This is a genomic window from Paragemmobacter ruber, assembly GCF_009908315.1.
Lineage (GTDB): Bacteria > Pseudomonadota > Alphaproteobacteria > Rhodobacterales > Rhodobacteraceae > Paragemmobacter > Paragemmobacter ruber.
In genome coordinates, this window is sequence record NZ_JAAATW010000003.1 from 291,926 (window position 1) to 306,877 (window position 14,952).

The window sequence follows — 14,952 nt, forward strand, 5'->3', positions numbered from 1 at the left end:
CCTCGACAGCCTTGCCTGCCGTGGTTAGACAGGAAACATGTCTAGGACAAGCCGTGCCGCTGTGGGGAGTGGCGCGGTGAAGTGGGGATGGGGATTGTGAGCGAGGTTCTTCCGCTTTTGGCGCGGATTGCCGAAGCCACGGCTGTGCGCGCGGTCTGGGACGCGGCCACCGGATTTTTTGCCGGGCTTGGATTTGGCCGCGTGAATTATGGCTATACCCGGTTTTTGAGCGCGCGGTCGATCGGCAACCCGGAGGATGCGGTCTTTCTGACCACCGGGGATGAGGACTATGCGCGGCGCTATTTTTCGGGCGGGCTGTACGCGCGCACGCCCGCCTTTCGCTGGGCGCAGGAGAATACCGGCGCCTGCACCTGGGCCTGGGTGCAGGAGGCGCTGGAGCGGGGCGTGTTGAGCGAGGCCGAGGCGGCGGCGGTGCGGCAGAATGCGACCATGGGTGTGGTTGCGGGGATCACGGTGAGTTTTCCCGAAACGTCGAGCCGCGCAAAGGGGGCGCTGGGGCTGATAGCCGATGCGGGGATGGATCACGCGGCGGTGGATCGGATTTGGGCGACGCGGGGGCAGGAAATGCTGGCCGTGGCGAACATGATGCATCTGAAGATCGTCAACCTGCCCAATCCGACCCGGCGCCGCCCCCTGACCCAGCGGCAGCGCGAGGCGCTGGAATGGGTGGCGGATGGCAAGACAACGCAGGATGTGGCGGTCCTGATGAACGTCTCGCCCGCCATGGTGGAAAAACACCTGCGACTGGCGCGCGAGGCGCTGAACGTGGAGACGACGGCGCAGGCGGTGGCCAAAGCTGCGCTTTTGAACATGATTTTCCAGAAGGATGGCGGCGCGGAGGGCGCAGGTTCGGGGCGCATGGCCGCGAGGTAGGGAATACCTGACTTCCTTAACGCAAGGTAAACAGGCCATAGGATGCACACGTTCTGTTGATTTGGGCTTTGCCCGGAACGGCAGGCGGCAGGTGTGGCGCATTTTCGCCTTTTGCCGTCTGTGAGTGCCCTGCCCTATCCCCAGGGTGGGTCATTTGTCGTGAGGGCGGAAATTCCCGCCGCCCGGGCGATCGCGTGCCTGTTGTCCTGCTTCATCCCCAAGGCGGGACGCGTGTCATGTATCGGGCGGTGTGGTCGGACGGCTGCACCGCCTTTCGTCTTTGGTGCGCCCTGCCCCACCGAGTGCCCGCAAAACGATAAAAAAAAGGCCCGCCCCTTGCGGGACGGGCCGTGCCTCGGCGGTGCCGAGAGGGATTATCAGCCGTTCAGGGCCTTGGCCACTTCGGCGGCGAAGTCCTCTTTCTCTTTCTCGATGCCTTCGCCCACGGCCATGCGCACGAAGCCCACGATCTCGACCCCGGCATCCTTGGCGGCCTGCGCCACAGTGATATCGGGATTGATCACGAACTTCTGGTTCAGAAGCGTGGATTCTTCGAAGAACTTCTTCATCCGGCCCGGGATGATGTTGTTCTGGATCACGGCTTCGGGCTTGGGCTTGGCGGAGGCGGCGTTTTCTTCCAGCGCCTTGGAGGTTTGCACTGCCAATTCGCGGGCGACAACATCCGCGTCCATGTCAGCCTCGGACAGCGAGACGGGCGAGGTGGCCGCGATGTGCATCGCGATCTGCTTGCCGATGCCGTTGTCGGTGCCTTTCAGCGCGACGAGCACGCCGATGCGGCCAAGGCCATCGGCGGCAGCGGTGTGGATGTAGGAGGCGACGGTGTCACCCGACACCGCGGCCATGCGGCGCAGGGTCATGTTTTCGCCGATGGTGGCGATGGTTTCCTGCACCACCAGTTCGACCGGCTTGCCGCCCAGATCCGCCGACTTGAGCGCGTCGATATCCGACACGTTCAGCGCGACGGTGGTCACGCCGCGGACGAGGTTCTGGAAATCGGCGTTCTTGCCGACGAAATCGGTTTCCGAGTTGATCTCGACGGCCACGCCCTTGCCGCCCGAGACGGCCACGCCGACGAGCCCTTCGGCAGCGACGCGGTCGGCCTTCTTGGCGGCCTTGGCAAGGCCCTTGGTGCGCAGCCAGTCAACGGCGGCTTCCATGTCGCCGTTGGTTTCGGTCAGCGCCTTCTTGGCATCCATCATCCCTGCGCCGGTGGATTCGCGCAGTTCCTTCACCATGCTCGCGGTGATCGTCATGTCAGACTCCTGAAATTCGAGAGTGACCCGGCAGGTATCCCTGCCGGGTAAAAGACCTGTGACAGAGGATCAGGCCTCGACGTCGGCGATGGCTTCTTCTTCGGGCGCGGTTTCCAGCGCGCCGAGGTCGATGCCGGCGGCGCCGAGCTGGGCCGACATGCCATCCAGTGCCGCACGGGCGACCAGATCGCAGTAGAGCGCGATGGCGCGGGCCGCGTCATCGTTGCCGGGGATCACGTAATCCACGCCCTTGGGCGAGCAGTTGGTATCGACCACGGCCACGACCGGGATGCCCAGCTTCTGCGCTTCGAGGATGGCGAGGTCTTCCTTGCCCACGTCGATGATGAAGATCAGGTCCGGGGTGCCGCCCATTTCGCGGATCCCGCCGAGCGAGGCCTGAAGCTTGGCCTGTTCGCGTTCGATGTTCAGACGCTCTTTCTTCGTCAGGCCTTCGGCGCCATGCGCCATCAGCTCGTCGATCTGCTTCAGACGCTGGATCGACTGCGAGACGGTCTTCCAGTTGGTGAGCGTGCCGCCCAGCCAGCGATGGTTCATGTAGAACTGGGCGCATTTCTCGGCGGCTTCGGCGATGGGCTTCTGGGCCTGACGCTTAGTGCCGACAAAGAGGATGCGGCCGTTCTTGGCGACGGTGTCGCGCACGACCTTCAGCGCCTGTTCCAGCATGGGAACGGTCTGGGTCAGGTCGATGATATGGATGCCGTTGCGGTCACCGTAGATGTACTGGCCCATCTTGGGGTTCCAGCGTGCGGTTTGGTGGCCGTAGTGAACGCCAGCTTCAAGCAGCTGACGCATGGAGAACTCGGGAAGAGCCATGTCCTATTCCTTTCCGGTTTAGCCCTTGGCATCGCTGTCTTACCCCGGATGGGGCAACCGGCGGACGTGACGGGATTTCTCCCCGCCAAGCCCAAGCGAAGCCTGTGAAGTGCCGCTGCCTTTAGGGGGTTTTGGCGGGAAGTGCAAGCGGGGTTGGCGATCCTGCGGCATGATGGGGGCGGGGACCAAAAATCTTGGAAGATTTTTGCAAATTTCTTCGAAGAAATTTGGGGCGGGACGGGATGGGTTGAAAGCCCCTGCCCTTCGCCTCTAGATGGGGTCATGAGCGCGCGCCCTGACATCCTATGTATCGGTTCGGTCCTGTGGGACATCATCGGCCGTTCTGCCATCGTGATGCGGCAGGGGTCGGATGTGCCGGGGCGGATCACGCGGTTGCCGGGCGGGGTGGCGATGAACATTGCCATGACGCTGGCCCGGCTGGGCCTGCGCCCGGCGGTGCTGACGGCCATCGGGCGGGATGCGGCGGGGGAGGAGCTGGTCGCGGCCTGCGCGCGGTTGGGGGTGGAGACGGGCTTTGCCTATCGGTCGGACGATCTGCCCACAGATCAGTACATGGCCGTGGAGGGGGCGAATGGCCTGATCGCGGCGATTGCGGATGCCCATTCGCTGGAAGCGGCGGGGGAGAAGATCCTGCGCCCCTTGGCCGACGGGTCCCTTGGCACGGCTGCCGCGCCCTGGGGCGGGATGATTGCGCTGGATGGCAACCTGACCGTGCATCTCTTGGCCGAGATCGCGGCCTCGCCCCTGTTTGCGGCGGCGGATCTGCGTGTGGCGCCCGCGAGCCCCGGCAAGGCGGAACGTCTGATCCCGTTGATGGCGCATGGGCGGGCGGTGCTTTACGTCAACCTCGAAGAGGCGCGGCTGATCGGGCATGAGGGGTATGACAGTGCGGGGGCGGCGGCGGAAGGGTTGCTGGCGCGGGGCGCGGCGCGGGTTCTGGTCACCGATGGCGGGCGGGCCTGCGCGGAGGGCAGCCAAGGCGCGGGCGTGATCGTCGATCACCCGCCGCAGGTGTTGGTGACGCGGGTGACGGGGGCGGGCGATACCTTCATGGCGGCCCATATCGTAGCCGAGCGCCGGGGCGCGGACCGCGCGGCGGCGCTGGCCACGGCCATCCGGGCGGCGGCCACCTATGTGAGCGGGGAGATGCCGGAATGAGCCGGTTTTCGCGGATGACATGGCTGAACCCGCCGCCCGAGCAGACCGAACTGCCCGGCGGGCTGGAGGTGGTGACAGGGGAACGCACGGATTTCTGGCGCGAGACCTTTTACGGCTTTGTCCGCCACAACGGCCATTTCCTGTGGGAGACGGCGCAGGAGGATTTCACCGCCGAGGTCACCATCGCGGGCCATTACCGCGCGCTTTATGATCAGGCGGGGCTGATGATGATGCTGTCGGACCAGCATTGGATCAAATGCGGGGTCGAGGTGAATGATGGCCAGCCGGTGTTTTCCACCGTCATCACCAATCTTCATTCGGACTGGGCCACGATGCCCCTGCCCTTTGATGCAGGCCGCGTGCGGCTGCGCCTGACGCGCCATGCCGAGGCGGTGCGGGTGGATGTGGCCGATCCTGCGGGCGGCTGGATCCTGGCGCGGCTGGGCTATCTGCCGGCGCGGATGCCCGCCAAGATCGGGATCATGGCCTGTTCGCCGGAACGGGCGCGGTTCCGGGTGACGTTTTCGGATTATCGCTGCGGGCCTGCGATCCCGCGCGCCTTGCATGAGGGGCATTGATGGACCTGCTGACCTTTTCGCCCGAAGTGGCGGCCGCGCTGCGGGACGGCGCGCCGGTGGTGGCGCTCGAATCGACGATCATCACCCACGGGATGCCGTGGCCGCAGAATGTGGAGACCGCCCGCGCGGTGGAGGCAAAGGTGCGCGCCCATGGGGCGGTGCCTGCCACCATTGCGGTGATGGGCGGGCGCATCCATGTGGGGCTGACGGAGGCGGAACTGGACCGGCTGGGCCAGGCGCGCGACGTGGCCAAGCTGAGCCGGGCGGACCTTGCCGCCTGTCTGGCGACCGGGGGCGTGGGGGCCACGACCGTGGCCGCAACGATGATCTGCGCCCGGCTGGCCGGGATCGGCGTCTTTGCCACGGGCGGGATCGGTGGCGTGCATCGCGGGGCGGAGACGAGTTTTGACATCAGCGCCGATCTGCCGGAACTGGCCCAGACGGCGGTGACGGTGGTGGCGGCGGGGGCGAAGGCGATCCTCGATCTGCCGAAGACGCTGGAATATCTGGAAACGGCGGGGGTGCCGGTGATCGCCTATGGGCAGGATGCCTTTCCCGCCTTCTGGTCGCGCGACAGCGGGCTGAGGGCGCCCTTGCGGATGGACCGGGCGGACGAGATCGCGGCGGCGGCCCGGCTGCGGGCGACGCTCGGCCTGCCGGGGGGGCAGTTGGTGGCCAATCCGATCCCGGCCGAGGCCGAGATTGCGCGCGAGGTGATCACCCCGGTGATCGAGGCGGCGCTGGCCGAGGCGGCGGCCAAGGGCATCGCGGCCAAGGCGGTGACGCCCTTCCTGTTGCAGCGCATCTTCGAGATGACCGAGGGGCGGTCGCTTGCGGCCAACATTGCCCTTGTTCTGAACAATGCGCGGCTTGGGGCGGCGATTGCCGGGGCGATGGCGCGGGCGGCATGACGCAAATGGTTGTGCGCGCCTTGGCGCGTTCCTAGATTGGCGCGAACAGGGGAAGCGCGACAATGACCGAGACCACACCGCAGAAACGCAGCCTGTTCGGGGCGCTGCGGGGCAGTTTCCTGACGGGATTGGTCGTCGTGCTGCCCACGGGATTGACGCTGTGGCTGATCTGGTCGGTCGTGGGGTGGCTGGATGGCTGGATCCTGCCGCTGATCCCGGCCGCCTATCAGCCCGAGGCGATCGTGCGCAGCCTGTTCGGGCCCGAGGCGGAGTTTCCGCTGCGTGGCGTGGGCGTGGCGGTGTTTCTGGTCTTTACCGTGCTGGTGGGCTGGCTTGCGCGCGGGTTTTTGGGCCGGACGCTGATGCATCAGGCGGAACGGATGGTGGACCGGGTGCCGGTGGTGCGGTCGGTCTATGGCGGGTTGAAGCAGATCACCGAGACGGTCTTCGCGCAGAAGGAAAAGACCTTTGACCGCACCTGTCTGGTGGAGTTTCCCCGTGCGGGAAGCTGGGCTGTCGGCCTTGTAGCGACGACGCCCAAGGGCGAGATCGCGGCCAAGCTGCCCGGTGACATGATCGCGGTCTTCGTGGCGCTGACGCCGCTGACATCGGGCGTGCTGATCTATGTGCCGCGCGAGGATGTGATCTTTCTGGACATGAAACCCGACGAGGCGGCCAAGCTGGTGGTGTCGGGGGGGCTGGTCTATCCGGCGCAGAAGGAGCCGCTGATCGCCAAGTGATCAGCCGAAGAGCGCGGCCAGATCAAGGGTGCCGCGCTGGCCCAAATCGTGGCGGTGCCGGGCGAGGAAGGCGTCGCAGGCGGCCTGCCCTGCCCCGTGCAGCTGGGCGATCAGGCCCGGATTGGGCGTGAGTTTGGTGGAGGCGGAAAGCGCCGTCATCACGCTGTCATCGGCCACCAAGTGCAGCGCCACATCCTTCATGCGGCCCCGCTCCATCCGGCCTTCGGCGATCAGCCGCTTGACGAAATTCACCGCCCGCAATTCCCCCAGCAGGGCCGCGTGGAAGCTGATCTCGTTCACGCGGTTCTGGATGTCGAGCGGGGTCATCGGCACCTGATCGCGCTGCCATGGATTGATCGAGACGATCATCACGTCATCGGGAAGATCGGGTTCGTAGAGCGGGAAGAGCGCAGGGTTGCCGGAAAAGCCGCCATCCCAATAGGCATCCTCACCGATGGTGACGGCCTGAAACACCGTGGGCAGGCAGGTGGAGGCGAGGAGCGCCTCGGGCGTCAGGGCATCGCCTGCGAAGATGCGGATGCGGCCGGTGCGCACATTGGTGGCGCCCACGAAGAGGCGCGGGCCTTCGCTGTGGCAGACATGGCTGAAATCGAGCCGCCGGACGATGGGTTCCAGCGGGTTTTCCCAAAACGGACCCCAGCCATAGGGCGACCAGATCTGTGCAGCGAGCCCTTGGGGCGAGACGGGAAAAGCGGCCTGCACGGCATCGGTAACCGCGCGCGAGGCGGTGTAGAGGGGCTGCATCCAGTTGGTCATGCGGAAGTCGCCGACATTGGCGACCTGCGCCCAGAGCGCGGCAAGGCTGGCCTTGGCCCCCTCGCGCCCGCCCGCCCGCATCCCGGCCTTGAGCGCGGCGCCGTTCAGCGCCCCGGCCGAGGTGCCGGAAATGGCGGCGATCTCGATCCCCTCATCCTCCAGCAGGCGGTCGAGCACGCCCCAAGTGAAGGCGCCATGCGCGCCGCCGCCCTGAAGTGCGAGAGAGATGCGAAGGGTCATTCTGCCTGCTTTCCGGGGCTATGCGTTCTGGCGCGGCCTGCTCTGTGGGGTTCAATTTTCTTGGAAGAAAATTGCAAAATTCTTCCAAGAATATTGGATCACAGGGCCGTCCAGCCGCCATCGACGCTGATCGTGGTGCCGGTCACCTGATCGGCATGGGGCGAGCAGAGATAGACCACCGTCCCGCCGATCTGTTCGGTGGTCGCGAATTGCCGGGACGGCTGGCGTTGCAGCATCACCTCGCGGATCACGGTGTCGCGGTCCATGTTGTGGACCTTCATCTGATCGGGGATCTGCGCCTCGACCAGGGGGGTGAGGACATAGCCCGGGCAGACGGCGTTGCAGGTGATCCCCTGCCCCGCGGTTTCCAGCGCCACGGTCTTGGACAGGCCCACGACGCCATGTTTGGCCGCGACATAGGCGGCCTTGAAGGGGCTGGCCGTCAGACCATGGGCGGAGGCGATATTAACGATGCGCCCCCATCCCTTTGCCCGCATGCCGGGCAGCGCGGCGGCGGTGGTGTGGAAGGCGGAGGAGAGGTTGATCGCGAGGATCTGGTTCCATTTGTCGATGGGGAATTCCTCGACCGGGGCCACGAACTGGATCCCGGCATTGTTCACGAGGATATCGCACCCGCCTGCCTTTTCGACCAGCGCGCGGCAGTCTTCGGCCTTGGACATGTCGGCGGGAATGTAGCGCGCGGCGACGCCGTGATCGGCGGCGATCTGCGCGGCAAGGGCGTGATCTTCGGGCCGGTCGGTGAAGCTGTTGATCACCACATCGGCCCCGGCCCGGGCCAGTTCGGTGGCCACGCCCAAGCCGATGCCGGAGTTCGATCCGGTGATGATCGCGGATTTGCCTTTCAGGTCCATCGCGGCCCCCTTTGATGCTGCATGTGCAAAGTTAGGCATGCTGCGGGGGCGAATACCACCCCCTGCACGTGCGCCATCGCGGGGCTGTGATGATAAAAAAAAACGCCGGCGCGAGGCCGGCGTCTAGTTATTGAGGCAGGTTTCATACAGGCAAGAAACCTATCGAGCAGTGCCTTCTATATACGCGCCCTGTTGCCGGTATCCAAGCTAAAAGTTTGAATCGGAAGGCAAGCCACCTTAGGGTCGGGCGAAAGAAAAACGGTGCGAGAGGGGCAGTTGCGGTGAGAGGGTCAGGCTTTCTTGGGCGTTGGAAGGGGTGGATCGCAGGTCTGGCGCTGGGGCTGGCCCCGATGCTGGCGGGGGCGGATACCCATGGCATAGCTATGTATGGTAGGCCCGCGCTACCCCCGGATTTTGTGTCGCTGCCCTATGCAAACCCGGATGCCCCCAAGGGCGGACGAATCGTTTTCGGCGAGAGCGGGGGGTTTGATTCGCTCAATCCCTTCATCGTCAGCGGGATCGCCCCGGCCGGTCTGACGGCGCATACGGTGGAGACGCTGCTGGGCCGATCGCTGGACGAACCATTCACGCTTTATGGCCTTCTGGCCGAATCGGTGGTGACGGATGAGGCGCGCAGCTTCGTGGAGTTCACCCTGCGCGAGGCGGCCCGATTCTCGGACGGCAGCCCGGTGACGGTGGAGGATGTGATCTGGTCCTTCGAGGTGCTGGGGACCAAGGGACAGCCGCGCTATGCCACCGCCTGGAACAAGATCGCGACGGTGGAACAGACCGGGCCGCGCAGCGTGCGGTTCACCTTCAAGGCCGAGGATCGGGAATTGCCGCTGATCCTTGGCCTGCGGCCGATCCTGAAGAAGGCGCAATGGGAGGGGAAGGATTTCACCCGATCGACGCTGGAGGCGCCGATCGGATCGGGGCCTTATGTCGTGGCGGCGTTCGAGCCGGGCCGTTTCATCACCTATGCCAAGAATCCCGACTGGTGGGGGGCGGATCTGCCCTTCAACCGGGGGCAGCACAATCTGGACGAGATCCGCTATGACTATTTCGGCAATGGCGGGGCGGTGTTCGAAGCATTCAAGGCGGGCGCGATCACCAGCTGGCGCGAGACGAACCCGGTGAAATGGGAGCGGCAGTTCGATTTTCCCGCCGTGCAATCGGGCGAGGTGGTGAAATCGGTGATCCCGCACAGCCGCCCGTCGGGGATCGAGGGGTTCGTGTTCAACACCCGCCGCGCGATCTTTGCCGATTGGCGTGTGCGCGAGGCGCTGATCACGGCGTTCAACTTCGAATTCATCAATCGCACGCTGAACGGCAGCATCCCGCCGCGGATCGACAGTTACTTTTCCAACTCGCCGCTCGGGATGACGCCCGGCGCCCCGGCCGAGGGGCGGGTGGCGGAACTGCTTGAGCCGTTCCGCGACGCGCTTCTGCCCGGCGCGCTGGAGGGCTATGCCCTGCCGGTGGGGGACGGGAGCGAGGCCAACCGGCGCGCGATCCGCCGGGCGAATGCGCTGTTGGAAGAGGCGGGATGGTCGGTGCAGGAGGGCGTGCTAAAAAACGCCGAAGGCCAGCCTTTCACCTTTGAGATCCTGATCACCAACGGGGCGGATGACATCATCAACGCCGCGACGATCTATGTCGAGGGCCTGAAGCGGTTGGGGATCGAGGCGCGGGTCACGACGGTGGATTCGGCCCAGTACAAGGAGCGCACGACGCAGTACGATTTCGACATGACGCATTACATCCGGTCGCTGTCGCTGTCGCCCGGCAATGAGCAGACGCTTTACTGGGGATCGGCGGGCGTGACGGAACCCGGGACGCGCAACTGGATGGGCATGAATTCGCCCGCCGCCGAGGCGATGATCGCCACGATGGTTGCAGCCCGGGATCAGGACGATTTCATTGCCGCCGTGCAGGCGCTGGACCGCATCCTGACGACGGGCCGCTATGTCATTCCGATCTGGTATTCGGATGTGGCGCGGCTGGCGCATCGGCGGGAGTTGAAGTATCCCGACCGCCTGCCACTTTATGGCGACTGGCCGGGCTTTCAGCCCGAGGTCTGGTGGTATCAGGAATGAGGATGACGGAAATGAAGGCAGGTCTGGTTCTGGTGGTGATGCTGGTGGCGCTGTCGGGATGTGCGACGATCGCGGGGGTGGGCGAGGATATCTCGACCGGGGCGCGGACGGTGCAGAACACGTTCTGAGGCGGGCGCATTCTGACGCAGAATTCGCGCCGGAATTTGACGCAAATTCCGGGTCCGCCGCGCCGCTGGGGACAGAATTCTGTGTCAGAATTCGGCGCGTTTTCTGTGTCGGAGAACGCCTGCGGGTCAGGTCAGCGAGGTGACCCAGAGGATGGTGGCATCCTCTTCCGACAGGCTGATCACGTTATGACCCATCGAAGCATCGTAATAGGCGCTGTCGCCCCGGCGCAATTCCACGGGTTCATAGAATTCGGTATAGAGCCGGACCACGCCGGTGAGGACATAGAGAAACTCCTCTCCGTCATGGCGCACCCAGCCGTCGAATTCTTCCAGATCGCGGGCGCGGATGCGGGCCCGGTAGGGCAGCATCTGCTTGCGTGTCAGGTGACCGGCGAGAAGTTCGTGTTCGTAGGTGGCCGTGGCATGGCCCTGCCCTTCGCCCTGTTTGGTCACCGACATGCGGCCGGAGACCTGCGTCCGTGACGGGGGTGTGAAGAGCTGGGGGACCGAGATGGCCAGACCTTCGGCCAGTTTCTTGAGCGCCTCATAGGTGGGCGACATCTGGCCGTTCTCGATCTTGGACAGGGTGGAGCGGGCGAGCCCGGCCTGCGTGGCGGCCTGTTCCAGCGTCCAGCCGCGCGCCTTGCGCAGGTCGCGCACGCGCTGGCCCAGATCGAGGGGGGCGACATGGGGTTCGGACCCGTTCTCGCGGGCGATGCGGATGAGCGTCTTGGGGTCTGATCCAGCCATGGGAGGGGATTACGCGAGGTGCTGCGCGCTTGCAACGGCGCTGTGGGGGGCTAGAACGGCGGGATGCTGTCCGAGATAGACCTGTCGCCCTGGCCGCCCTGCCCTGCCCCGTTCAACATGGCGCGGCATGTGCTGGAGGCATCCGCCACCCGCGCGCCGGATCGGATGGCGCTGCAGATCATCAGCCCCAAGGGCGCGGAGCGGTGGAGCTATGCCCGGCTGATGGCGGCGGTGCGGGGTTGCGGGACGGGGCTTCTGGCGCTGGGTTTGCGGCCGGGTGACAGGGTTCTGATGCGCTTGGGCAATGTGGTGGAGTTCCCGGTCCTGTTTCTGGGGGCGATCGCGGCCGGGCTGGTGCCGGTGCCCACCTCTGCCGCCCTGACGGGGGCAGAGATCACGCGGATGGCGGGCGTAGTGCAGCCTGCGTTGATCGTGGGCGGAGACGGGGTGGCGCTGCCCGACCCCCTGCCCTGCCGGGCGGTGACGGCGGCCGATGTCGCAGGCTGGGCGCGGCTGGCACCCTGCGACTGGGACATGGGGGATCCCAGGCGGTTGGCCTATGTGGTATTCACCTCGGGCACATCGGGGCGGGCGCAGGCGGTGGCGCATGCGCATCGCGCGATCTGGGCGCGGGGGATGATGCATCAGGGCTGGGAGGGGATCGGGGATGGCGACCGCGTCCTGCATGCGGGGGCCTTCAACTGGACCTATACGCTGGGCACGGGCCTGATGGACCCGTGGACGGTAGGCGCGGTGGCGATGGTGCCTGCACCGGGGGTGGAGGCGGCGGCGCTGCCCTTGCTGATGAAGCGTTTTGACGTGACGGTTTTTGCCGCCGCGCCGGGGGTGTATCGGCAGATGCTGCGGGCGCCCATGCCCCCGCTGCCCAAGCTGCGCCATGGGTTGAGCGCGGGCGAGGCGATGGGGGATGCGCTGCGCGCGGCCTGGGAGGCGGCCACAGGGCGCCCGCTGCATGAGGCGCTGGGGATGACGGAGGTATCCACCTATATCTCGGGCAGTCCCGCGCGCCCTGCGCGGGCGGGGACGGCGGGATGGGTGCAGGCGGGGCGGCGCGTGGCGGTGCTGGGCGCGGAAGACGCGCCGGTGCCGCGCGGGGCGCAGGGCGTGCTGGCGGTGCATCGGTCCGACCCGGGGCTGATGCTGGGCTATCTGGGCGATGCGGAGGCGACCGCGGCGCGCATCCGGGGCGATTGGTTCGTGACGGGCGATCTGGCGGAAATGGACGGGGATGGCGCGATCCGGTTTGTCGGGCGGGCGGATGATCTGATGAACCCCGGGGGGGTCCGGGTTTCGCCGCTGGAGGTGGAGGCGGTGATGGCCACCTGCCCGGGCGTGACGGATTGTGCGGTCGCGGAGGTGGAGGTGAAGCCGGGCGTGCGGGTGATTGGCTGCTTCTATCTGGGCGCCGCCCCGCTGGACGAGGCTATTCTCGCTGCCCATGCCGGGGCCAATCTGGCGCGCTGGAAGCAGCCGCGGCTCTGGGTCAGGGTTGACGCCCTGCCGCGATCGGCCAACAACAAGCTGAACCGGCGCGCGCTTGCGGGCCTTGTCCCGCCCGCGAAAAAAGGAACAACACCGCATGATCCGGCTTGATATCTTTTCCGATCCTGTCTGCCCGTGGTGCCTGATCGGCAAGGCCTATCTGGACCGCGCGCTGGAAAGCCGACCGAACCATCCCTTTCAGGTGCAGTGGCATCCATTCCAGCTCAACCCCGGGATGCCGCAGGGCGGCGCGGATCATGTGGAATATCTGGCGGCGAAGTTCGGGGGGCGCGAGAAGGCGATACAGGCCATGCTTGAGGTGGCCGAACATGCCAAGCGGGCCGGGGCCGAGATCGACATGGAGAAGGTCACGCGCCTGCCCAATACGCTGGATGCGCATCGGCTGATCCATTGGGCGGGGATCGAGGGGCGGCAGGCGGCGATAGTGGCGCGGCTGTTCCGGGCGCATTGGCGCGACGGGGCGGATATCGGGGATCACGCGACGCTGGCGGGGCTAGCGGGCGAGGTGGGGATGGACGGCGCTGCGGTGGCGCGGCTGTTGGCGAGCGAAGCGGATGCCGATGACATACGGGCGCGGGATGCGGATGCCCGGCGTAAGGGCGTGACGGCGGTGCCGACCTTTCTGATCGCGCAGCACTATGTCGTGTCGGGCGCGCAGCCGGTGGAGGTCTGGCAGCAGGTGATCGACGAGCTGGTGGAGCAGGCGGCGCAGGGCTGATAGGCGCCGCGCAAAGGCCGAAAGGGTTACACAGAGGGCGGCCGAGGCGCGGCGGGGAGGGGCTGTCTCCTCGCTGCCTTGGCGTGTTGATCGGGGCGATGTCCGGGGGGCACACGGCAAGTTGAGCGGCGACGGGCGCACAGGGATCTGTGCGGTCGGGGCAGTGTCGGCGAAGCGGGCCGCGTGGTAGCCCGGCGGCATGACACAGATATCCGCCCCCGACGGCCGCCCCGCCGCGATCATGGGACAGCGCGAGTTCATCGCCCTGATCGCCATGCTGTTTGCCACCATCGCCTTTTCCATCGACGCGATGCTGCCCGCCCTGCCCGAGATCGCGGCGGAGTTGTCGCCCGATGCGCCCAATGCGGCGCAGCTGATCCTGACGTCCTTTGTCATGGGCATGGGGATCGGCACGCTGTTTGCGGGGCCCCTGTCCGATGCTTTCGGGCGGCGGCCGGTGATCCTTGCCGGGGCGGCGCTGTACTGTGCGGCGGCGCTGGTGGCCTATGTCTCGCCCACGCTGGAGGGTGTTCTGGTGGCGCGGCTGTTGCAGGGTCTGGGCGCGGCGGGGCCGCGCGTGGTGTCGCTGGCGCTGGTGCGCGACCTTTACAAGGGGCGCGAGATGGCGCGGGTGGTGAGCTTCGCGATGATGATCTTCACGCTGGTCCCCGCGATTGCGCCCTTCATCGGCGAGGAGATCATGTCGGTGACGGGGTGGCGGGGGATCTTTCTGGCGTTTCTGGTCTTTTCTGGTCTGTCGATGCTGTGGTTCTGGCTGCGCCAGCCCGAAACGCTGACGGCGGGGCAGCGGCGGCCGTTGCAGGCGGCCACGCTGCGGGCGGCCTTTGTCGAGGTGCTGTCGCACCGGGTGGTGGTGGTGTCGATCGCGGTGCAGACGCTGGTCTTTGCCTGCCTGTTCGGCACGCTGTCGGCGACGCAGCCGATCTTTGACCAGGTCTATGGCGAGGGCGACAGTTTCGCGATGTGGTTTGCGGTGATCGCGGTGGTGTCGGGATCGGCGAGCCTGATCAACGCGCGGCTGGTGGTGCGGCTGGGGATGCGGCGGATGATCACCGTGACGCTGGCGGCGCAGGTGGTGTTCACGCTGGTCGTGCTGGTGACGAAGGTTGCTGGGCTGTGGCCTGCGGCGCTGGCCTTCCCGGTTCATCTGATCTGGACCATCGGGGTGTTCTTCATGACGGGGCTGACGGTGGGCAATCTGAATGCGCTGGGGCTGGAACCCGTGGGCCATATCGCGGGGATGGCGGCCAGCGTGATGGGGGCGATCGCGACGGTGGCCTCCGTCCTGCTGGCGGTGCCGGTGGGGTTGGCGTTCAACGGGACGGCCTATCCCCTCATGGTGGGGGTGGCGGTGTTTGCGGCGGGGGGCTGGGGGTTGATGCGGATGATCCCGCGGTAGGATGGGCAGAACTGCCC

General features: G+C 66.3%; 15 protein-coding genes. 10 read left to right on the forward strand and 5 right to left on the reverse strand.

The features are described 5' to 3' along the window. The first annotated feature begins 96 nt into the window (after window positions 1-96). Window positions 97-894 (forward strand): helix-turn-helix transcriptional regulator, encoded by a 798-nt coding sequence (locus GU920_RS13630; protein ID WP_161767637.1) that lies wholly within the window; start codon window positions 97-99, stop codon window positions 892-894. A 377-nt stretch (window positions 895-1,271) separates the two neighbouring features. Here GU920_RS13630 and tsf read toward each other — a convergent pair whose 3' ends face one another. Together tsf and rpsB are read right to left on the reverse strand one after the other, a co-directional pair. Further along, window positions 1,272-2,168 (reverse strand): translation elongation factor Ts, encoded by an 897-nt coding sequence (tsf, locus tag GU920_RS13635; protein WP_161767638.1) that lies wholly within the window; start codon window positions 2,166-2,168, stop codon window positions 1,272-1,274. Between the two features lie 69 nt (window positions 2,169-2,237). Then, complete coding sequence (gene rpsB / locus GU920_RS13640) at window positions 2,238-3,002, reverse strand: 30S ribosomal protein S2 (RefSeq protein ID WP_161767639.1); 765 nt, start codon at window positions 3,000-3,002, stop codon at window positions 2,238-2,240. Between the two features lie 282 nt (window positions 3,003-3,284). Between rpsB and GU920_RS13645 the strand changes: the two genes are divergently transcribed. The 4 genes from GU920_RS13645 (at window position 3,285) to GU920_RS13660 (ending at window position 6,410) form a co-directional block, all read left to right on the forward strand. Then, window positions 3,285-4,181: a PfkB family carbohydrate kinase gene (locus GU920_RS13645; protein ID WP_161767640.1), complete on the forward strand. Its 897-nt coding sequence runs from the start codon at window positions 3,285-3,287 to the stop codon at window positions 4,179-4,181. Then, window positions 4,178-4,759: a DUF1349 domain-containing protein gene (locus tag GU920_RS13650; protein WP_161767641.1), complete on the forward strand. Its 582-nt coding sequence runs from the start codon at window positions 4,178-4,180 to the stop codon at window positions 4,757-4,759. The genes GU920_RS13645 and GU920_RS13650 overlap by 4 nt, the downstream gene beginning before the upstream one ends. Next, window positions 4,759-5,670, forward strand: a complete 912-nt coding sequence (locus tag GU920_RS13655) for a pseudouridine-5'-phosphate glycosidase (RefSeq protein ID WP_161767642.1) — start codon at window positions 4,759-4,761, stop codon at window positions 5,668-5,670. The genes GU920_RS13650 and GU920_RS13655 overlap by 1 nt, the downstream gene beginning before the upstream one ends. Before the next feature lie 62 nt (window positions 5,671-5,732). Next, window positions 5,733-6,410 carry a DUF502 domain-containing protein gene (locus GU920_RS13660; protein WP_161767643.1) on the forward strand — a complete coding sequence of 226 codons (678 nt, stop codon included), beginning with the start codon at window positions 5,733-5,735 and terminating at the stop codon, window positions 6,408-6,410. Here GU920_RS13660 and GU920_RS13665 read toward each other — a convergent pair whose 3' ends face one another. Together GU920_RS13665 and GU920_RS13670 are read right to left on the reverse strand one after the other, a co-directional pair. Further along, complete coding sequence (locus GU920_RS13665) at window positions 6,411-7,427, reverse strand: patatin-like phospholipase family protein (RefSeq protein WP_161767644.1); 1,017 nt, start codon at window positions 7,425-7,427, stop codon at window positions 6,411-6,413. 98 nt (window positions 7,428-7,525) lie between these two features. Next, the gene (locus tag GU920_RS13670; protein WP_161767645.1) at window positions 7,526-8,299 is read right to left on the reverse strand and encodes a 3-hydroxybutyrate dehydrogenase; all 774 of its coding nucleotides are present in this window, start codon (window positions 8,297-8,299) and stop codon (window positions 7,526-7,528) included. A 350-nt stretch (window positions 8,300-8,649) separates the two neighbouring features. On the opposite strand from GU920_RS13670, the gene GU920_RS13675 reads away from it, so the two are divergent. After that, window positions 8,650-10,395 carry an extracellular solute-binding protein gene (locus GU920_RS13675; protein ID WP_235933341.1) on the forward strand — a complete coding sequence of 582 codons (1,746 nt, stop codon included), beginning with the start codon at window positions 8,650-8,652 and terminating at the stop codon, window positions 10,393-10,395. 2 nt (window positions 10,396-10,397) lie between these two features. Continuing rightward, window positions 10,398-10,523, forward strand: a complete 126-nt coding sequence (locus GU920_RS13680; protein WP_161767646.1) for an entericidin EcnA/B family protein — start codon at window positions 10,398-10,400, stop codon at window positions 10,521-10,523. Window positions 10,524-10,649: 126 nt separating this feature from the next. Here GU920_RS13680 and GU920_RS13685 read toward each other — a convergent pair whose 3' ends face one another. After that, window positions 10,650-11,273: a helix-turn-helix domain-containing protein gene (locus GU920_RS13685; RefSeq protein ID WP_161767647.1), complete on the reverse strand. Its 624-nt coding sequence runs from the start codon at window positions 11,271-11,273 to the stop codon at window positions 10,650-10,652. A 63-nt stretch (window positions 11,274-11,336) separates the two neighbouring features. Here GU920_RS13685 and GU920_RS13690 point away from each other — a divergent pair, with 63 nt between their 5' ends. The 3 genes from GU920_RS13690 to GU920_RS13700 all read left to right on the forward strand — a co-directional run bounded on the left by GU920_RS13690 (window position 11,337) and on the right by GU920_RS13700 (window position 14,935). Further along, window positions 11,337-12,887, forward strand: a complete 1,551-nt coding sequence (locus GU920_RS13690) for a class I adenylate-forming enzyme family protein (RefSeq protein ID WP_161767648.1) — start codon at window positions 11,337-11,339, stop codon at window positions 12,885-12,887. Beyond that, window positions 12,874-13,515 (forward strand): DsbA family oxidoreductase, encoded by a 642-nt coding sequence (locus GU920_RS13695; RefSeq protein WP_161767649.1) that lies wholly within the window; start codon window positions 12,874-12,876, stop codon window positions 13,513-13,515. Before GU920_RS13690 ends, GU920_RS13695 begins: the two co-directional genes overlap by 14 nt. Window positions 13,516-13,714: 199 nt before the next feature. Next, on the forward strand, window positions 13,715-14,935 hold the full coding sequence (locus tag GU920_RS13700; RefSeq protein ID WP_161767650.1) for an MFS transporter: 1,221 nt from the start codon (window positions 13,715-13,717) through the stop codon (window positions 14,933-14,935). The last annotated feature ends 17 nt before the right edge of the window (window positions 14,936-14,952 follow it).